Annotated in this window: 4 protein-coding genes; 1 reads left to right on the top strand and 3 read right to left on the bottom strand. The window is 69.5% G+C overall.

Annotation, left to right across the window (positions count from 1 at the left end):
* Positions 1–485 precede the first annotated feature (485 nt).
* Positions 486–1,124 carry a hypothetical protein gene (locus tag ACH4U7_RS45915; RefSeq protein ID WP_398533717.1) on the bottom strand — a complete coding sequence of 213 codons (639 nt, stop codon included), beginning with the start codon at positions 1,122–1,124 and terminating at the stop codon, positions 486–488.
* Positions 1,125–1,258: 134 nt separating this feature from the next.
* A complete protein-coding gene (gene ahcY / locus ACH4U7_RS45910) occupies positions 1,259–2,716 on the bottom strand; it encodes an adenosylhomocysteinase (protein ID WP_398533716.1) in 1,458 nt (485 codons plus the stop codon).
* A gap of 396 nt (positions 2,717–3,112) precedes the next feature.
* Here ahcY and ACH4U7_RS45905 point away from each other — a divergent pair, with 396 nt between their 5' ends.
* Positions 3,113–5,254, top strand: a complete 2,142-nt coding sequence (locus ACH4U7_RS45905; protein ID WP_398533715.1) for a fructose-specific PTS transporter subunit EIIC — start codon at positions 3,113–3,115, stop codon at positions 5,252–5,254.
* Between the two features lie 327 nt (positions 5,255–5,581).
* On the opposite strand, the gene ACH4U7_RS45900 is transcribed toward ACH4U7_RS45905, so the two are convergent.
* Positions 5,582–6,505: a cation diffusion facilitator family transporter gene (locus tag ACH4U7_RS45900; RefSeq protein WP_398533714.1), complete on the bottom strand. Its 924-nt coding sequence runs from the start codon at positions 6,503–6,505 to the stop codon at positions 5,582–5,584.
* Positions 6,506–6,530 lie beyond the last annotated feature (25 nt).

Genomic DNA, 6,530 nt, shown 5'->3' with positions numbered 1-6,530 from the left:
TCCTTCGAAACCGTTTCACCGGTTTCTCCGGGCGCTTCCCTTCGGTGTTTCCAACCTTACCAGATCCGTTTTCCGGTCCGTTCCCGGTCCGAATTTCATTTCTGGTGGCCGTTGGAGTGGCCTTTGCCTTTCGGCTGTTTCGACTTTAGCAGACCCGCATCGGCCGACCTAATCGGCTTCGCGATTCCCTACAGGATCGAAGTGCCTCGCTCGAATCGGAATTCAGAGCCGAAGCGATCTTGGTGCTAACGGTTGCCCACGAGCAAACCCTGCTCGCCGCAACCGTTAAAACCTACCTCCCCCAACAGCCCCCGTCAAGGGGTTTGGGTGAGATGAGCACAGTAGCAGGTCAGAAGGGGGCGATGCACAGTGCGCCACGCGTGGTGGGCGGTGTGTCGACCCGGTGGCTCGACGTCCGAGCGACGTCTCGACCGTCCATGTGAAACAACCAACGACTGCCTTTGTAACTCCGCAGGAGGCGGAGGTCAAGCATCCGGATCAGGGAGGGGTGCGGAGAAGGACGACGGTGGGCTCTCGAGCTCCTCGAGCTCGATGCCAGGCGCCGCCAGCACCACGTCACCCGCGATATGGACCGAGTGCTGCTCCCCCGTATCGAGCGCGGTGACCTGGTATTCGTCCACCGTCAGAGGGCCGGTGTCGGTCGGGTGTGCCGACCTGTCCAGCAGGGCCCAGGACTGGTCGAGGGTGCGAGGCGCGAGGACGGGGGCGGTGAAGGCGACGAGGCGCACGCGGGTGGCGGGGGCGCCCAGGGTGAGGCGTAGCAGGCGGGCCGTGGCGATCAGGAAGGCCGGCGAGGAGCCGGTGAAGGCATGGGCGGCGACATTGCCCTCGGTCGCGTGTTCTCCGGACGGGTCGGTACGGACCCAGGTGACGCCGTCCAGCGCCGCGCCGCGGACGCGCCAGCTCGCGGCGTTCAGTTCCAGGCGGAGGGGGCGGCCGAGTTCGTCGAGGGTGAGGTCCACGGAGCCGCTGTGATCGCCGGAGGGGGAGGTGAGCTGGGCGACGTAGCGCCAGCCGGTGGGGCCGGGCGCGCAGTGGAAGTGTTCCTCGCCGAGCGGGGTGTGATCGTGCGGGTCGTGGAGGGAGTAGCGGCCGCGGGGCATGGGCTTGGTCCTTGACGTGCGAAGGCCCGCCCGGCCTGACCGGCCTGGGCGGGCCCTGGGCCCCCGCCGAGGCGGGGGCCGGCTACCGGCTGCTGGTGCGATCAGTGGCTGATCGGCAGGCGATCAGCGGGTGATCAGTAGCGGTAGTGGTCGGGCTTGTACGGGCCCTCGACCGGGACGCCGATGTAGGCGGCCTGCTCCGGGCGGAGCGTGGTCAGCTTGACGCCGAGGGCGTCGAGGTGGAGCCGGGCGACCTTCTCGTCCAGGTGCTTGGGCAGCACATAGACGTCGGTCGGGTAGGACTCCGGCTTGGTGAAGAGCTCGATCTGGGCGATGGTCTGGTTCGCGAAGGAGTTGGACATCACGAACGACGGGTGACCGGTCGCGTTGCCCAGGTTCAGCAGGCGGCCCTCGGACAGCACGATGATCGCCTTGCCGTCGGCGAACGTCCAGGTGTGAACCTGCGGCTTGACCTCGTCCTTGACGATGCCGGGGAGCGCCGCGAGACCGGCCATGTCGATCTCGTTGTCGAAGTGGCCGATGTTCCCGACGATCGCCTGGTGCTTCATCTTGGCCATGTCGGAGGCCATGATGATGTCCTTGTTGCCGGTCGTGGTGATGAAGATGTCCGCGGTCTCGACCACGTCGTCCAGGGTGGCGACCTGGTAGCCGTCCATCGCCGCCTGAAGCGCGCAGATGGGGTCGATCTCGGTGATGATGACCCGGGCGCCCTGGCCGCGCAGCGACTCCGCGCAGCCCTTGCCCACGTCACCGTAGCCGCAGACGACCGCGACCTTGCCGCCGATCAGCACGTCGGTGGCGCGGTTGATGCCGTCGACCAGGGAGTGGCGGCAGCCGTACTTGTTGTCGAACTTCGACTTGGTGACGGCGTCGTTCACGTTGATCGCCGGGAAGAGCAGCGTCCCGTCCCGGTGCATCTCGTACAGGCGGTGGACGCCGGTGGTGGTCTCCTCGGTCACGCCGCGGATCTCCGAGGCGAGCTGCGTCCACTTCTGCGGGCTCTCCGCGAGGGTGCGGTTCAGCAGCTCCAGGATGACGCGGTGCTCCTCGTTCTCCGCGGTGGAGACGTCCGGGGCGGCGCCGGCCTTCTCGTACTCGACGCCCTTGTGGACCAGGAGGGTGGCGTCGCCGCCGTCGTCCAGGATCATGTTCGGACCGCCGGTGGCGGTGCCCGGCCAGGTCAGCGCCTGCTCCGTGCACCACCAGTACTCCTCCAGGGTCTCGCCCTTCCAGGCGAAGACCGGGATGCCCTGCGGGTCCTCGGGGGTGCCGTTCGGGCCGACGGCGATCGCGGCCGCCGCGTGGTCCTGGGTGGAGAAGATGTTGCAGGAGGCCCAGCGGACCTGCGCGCCGAGCGCGGCCAGGGTCTCGATCAGGACCGCGGTCTGCACCGTCATGTGCAGCGAGCCGGTGATCCGGGCGCCCGCGAGCGGCTGGCTGGCCGCGTACTCCTCGCGGATCGCCATCAGGCCGGGCATCTCGTGCTCGGCGAGGGTGATCTCCTTGCGGCCGAAGGCGGCCAGGGACAGGTCGGCGACCTTGAAGTCCTGACCGGAGACGGCATTCGTCATGTGCTGCTCCTCATGGATCGGTATCGAGCGAGAGTGGTTCGGCTGGGCATGCGACAGCGGCACCTCGGCGCCGTGGTCATACGGACACACGGGTCCCCTGTTCGCAGTGCGCAGTCCGTCGGAGGCCCTCTCTCCCTCGGCCGGTCCGCGGGGCGGACCGCCCGACCGCCATCAGCAGCGACGTCTGGCTCGGTCACGAATCTACACCGATCGGCGCAGCGAACCCCAGCCGATGACCGCTTTCTTCAGCCTGTGGACGCTTTCTTCGGCCGGTTCGCCGTCTCTGCCCTGCCGACCTGGGTTTTGTTCCGGTCCGGACCTCTTGCGGGATGCGTTCGGCGCGGGGACCCTTGCACCTTCCCGCGCTCGCTCAACCCGTCGCAGAAGGAGAACCACGTGACCAGTCCAGCCGATCCCCCCAACGGCGCGGGGGCCAGCGGACCAGGGCTCAAGCTGCTCGCCGTGACCGCCTGCCCGACCGGCATCGCGCATACCTATATGGCTGCGGAAAAGCTGGCCCAAGCGGCGGAATCGCTCGGGCACGCCATGAAGGTGGAGACACAAGGCTCGATCGGGGCCGAGAACGTACTGTCTGACAACGATGTCAGAGACGCGGACGGCATCATCATCGCCGCCGACAAGGACGTCGACCGCAGCCGGTTCGTCGGCAAGAGGGTGCTGGTCGTCGGCGTCGCGGAGGGCATCCACCACCCCGAGCGGCTGATCGAGCAGGTCCGCAGCGCTCCGGTGTACGACGGGGACGGCGGCTCCGCCGCGGGCCGTCCGGGTGCGGGGGGCGGTGGCGCGGCGGGCTCCGGCGGCGGCGGCAAGGGGCGCAGCGTCACCTACAAGGCCCTGATGAACGGCGTGTCGTACATGATCCCGTTCGTCGTGGTCGGCGGGCTGCTGATCGCGGTCTCGCTCGCGCTGGGCGGAGATACGACGCCCAAGGGGATCGTCATCCCCGACGACTCCTTCTGGAAGTCCGTCAACGACATCGGCGTGATCGGCTTCCAGCTGATGATCCCGATCCTCTCCGGCTATATCGCCTATGCGATCGCCGACCGGCCCGCGCTGGTGCCCGGCATGGTCGGCGGCTGGATCGCGGCGCACGGCGAGCTGTACGACAGCGAGGCGGGCGCCGGGTTCATCGGCGCGATCGTCACCGGCTTCCTGGCCGGCTATCTGGTGCGCTGGATCAAGATGGTCAAGGTGCCCAAGTTCGTCCAGCCGATCATGCCGATCATCGTGATCCCGATCGTGGCGACCTCGGCGCTCGGGCTGTTCTTCATCTATGTGCTCGGCGAGCCGATCGCGTGGGTCTTCGAGCACCTCACCGACTGGCTCGGCGGGCTGACCGGCACCAGCGCGGCGCTGCTCGGCACGATCCTCGGCCTGATGATCGCGTTCGACATGGGCGGTCCGGTCAACAAGACCGCCTTCCTCTTCGGCGCCGGTTTGGTCTCCAAGAACCCCGAGGTCATGGGCATGTGCGCGGCGGCCATTCCGGTGCCGCCGCTGGGCCAGGGGCTGGCCACCCTCATCCGCCGCCGGATGTTCGACGACCAGGAGCAGGAGACCGGCCTGGCCGCGCTGTTCATGGGCTTCTTCGGGATCACCGAGGGCGCCATCCCGTTCGCCGCGGCACGCCCGGCGCGGGTCATCCCGGCGAACATGCTCGGCGGCGCAGTCGCCGGTGCGGTGGCGGGGCTCGCGTCGGTCGAGGACAACGTGCCGCACGGCGGTCCGATCGTGGCGCTGCTCGGTGCGGTCGACGGGGTGCCGATGTTCTTCGTCGCCGTTGTGATCGGTACGGCGGCTACGGCGCTCACGACCATCGCGCTGATGTCGCTCGGCGGGGGTGCGGCTCAGGGTGGCGGTGAGGCTTCTGGGCCGGGCACGGCGGCCGGCGGCGTCGGGGGGACCGGGCTGGTGCGTGAGCCGGCGCTGGTGGGGGTTGCGGCGGAGGGGGCGGGTGCGGCTGCTTCTGTGGCTGGGTCTGTGTCTGCTTCTGCGGCTGTGTCTGCCTCCGCTCCGGCTCCTGCGGCTGTGTCCGAGGGGGCTTCGGCAGAGCGGGCGGATCAGGTGCTGTCCGGGTATCTGACCGAGCAGACCGTACGGGAGCGGCTGGCCGCGGACGGCAAAGAGGCCGCCATACGCGAGATGGCCGAACTGCTGGCCACCTCCGGCAAGGTCGCCGATGCGGCGGAGCTGGTCCGGGCGGCACTGGCCCGCGAGGAGCAGGGCACGACCGGCCTCGGCGAGGAGATCGCGATCCCGCACGCCAAGACGGACGCGGTGACCGAGCCCGTCGTCGGCTTCGCCCGGTCGCCGGAGGGCATCGAGTGGGGTGCGCTGGACGGTACGAAGGCCAAGCTGGTGTTCATGATCGCCGTGCCGGAGGCGGCGGCGGGCGATGAGCACTTGCGGATCCTGGCGCTGCTCTCGCGGAAGCTGATGAGTGCGGAGTTCCGGGAGCGGCTGCTGGAGGCCGCGGACGAGGCGGCGATCCTGCGGGTGCTCGGCGAGATCGAGTAGCGGGGTGGGGCGGGGGCGGGTTCTCCCCTACCGTCCCCTGACCCGCCCCTGCCGCAGGTTTCCCGGTTTCCGATCTGCGGCTGCCCTGCGGGGCCTGGGCCCCGCAGGGCATTGCGCCGGGCCCCGCAGGCCCCGCGCTGCGCCGGGGCCGACCGCTGGCCCCGGCCGGAGCCGCGCCCCGAAGGCCGAGGTGGCCTCGGCGCGCCGGGCCGGCGGACGCGAGGGCCCGTACCGGGCCGGCGGATGCGAGGACGCGTACCCGAGCGAGGGCCCACGGCCGGGCGGCGACCGGGCGGGGCCGTGGCGTGCCGGGCGGGCTTGTGCCTGTTACGCCGAGGTCGTGGTGCGCAGGATGTCCGGTTCCAGGTAGATCACGCGGGCGATGGGGACCGCCTCGCGGACGCGGGCCTCCGCCGCGTCGATCGCGCGGGCGACCTCTGCCGCCGTGTCGTCGTGCTGGACCGCGACCTTGGCGGCGACCAGAAGCTCCTCGGGGCCCAGGTGGAGCGTGCGCATGTGGATCAGGCCGGTGACCGTCTCGCCGTCCACCAGGGCCTCGCGGATCTTGGCGACCTGGTCCGCGTCCGCGGCCTCGCCGAGCAGCAGGGACTTCGTCTCGGCCGCCAGCACGAGGGCGATCAGGACCAGCAGCACGCCGATGCAGATCGTGCCGATGCCGTCCCATACGCCGTCGCCGGTGAGCAGCGCCAGGCCGACGCCGCCGAGCGCGAGCACCAGGCCGACCAGGGCGCCGAAGTCCTCCAGCAGGACGACGGGCAGCTCAGGGGCCTTGGCCCGGCGTACGAACTGCGACCAGGTCAGCTTGCCGCGGATCTCGTTCGACTCCTTGATGGCCGTACGGAACGAGAAGCCCTCAGCGATGATCGCGAACACGAGCACTCCGACCGGCCAGTACCAGTGCTCCACCTCGTGCGGGTGCTTGATCTTCTCGTAGCCCTCGTAGAGGGCGAAGACGCCGCCGATGGTGAACAGGACGATGGAGACCAGGAAGCCGTAGATGTAGCGCTCGCGGCCGTAGCCGAAGGGGTGCTCCGGGGTCGCCTCGCGCTTGGCCTTCTTACCGCCGAGCAGCAGCAGGCCCTGGTTGCCGGAGTCGGCGATCGAGTGCACGCCCTCGGCGAGCATCGACGACGAGCCGCTGAACGCGAACGCCACGAACTTGGCTACGGCGATGGCCAGGTTGGCGCCCAGCGCGGCAACAATCGCCTTGGTTCCGCCTGATGCACTCATTTTGTGCCGAATGTCCCTTCCGTCG

The sequence above is a fragment of the Streptomyces sp. NPDC020845 genome (genome assembly GCF_044334165.1).
Classification (GTDB): Bacteria; Actinomycetota; Actinomycetes; order Streptomycetales; family Streptomycetaceae; genus Streptomyces.
This window is presented reverse-complemented; position numbering and strand designations above follow the sequence as displayed.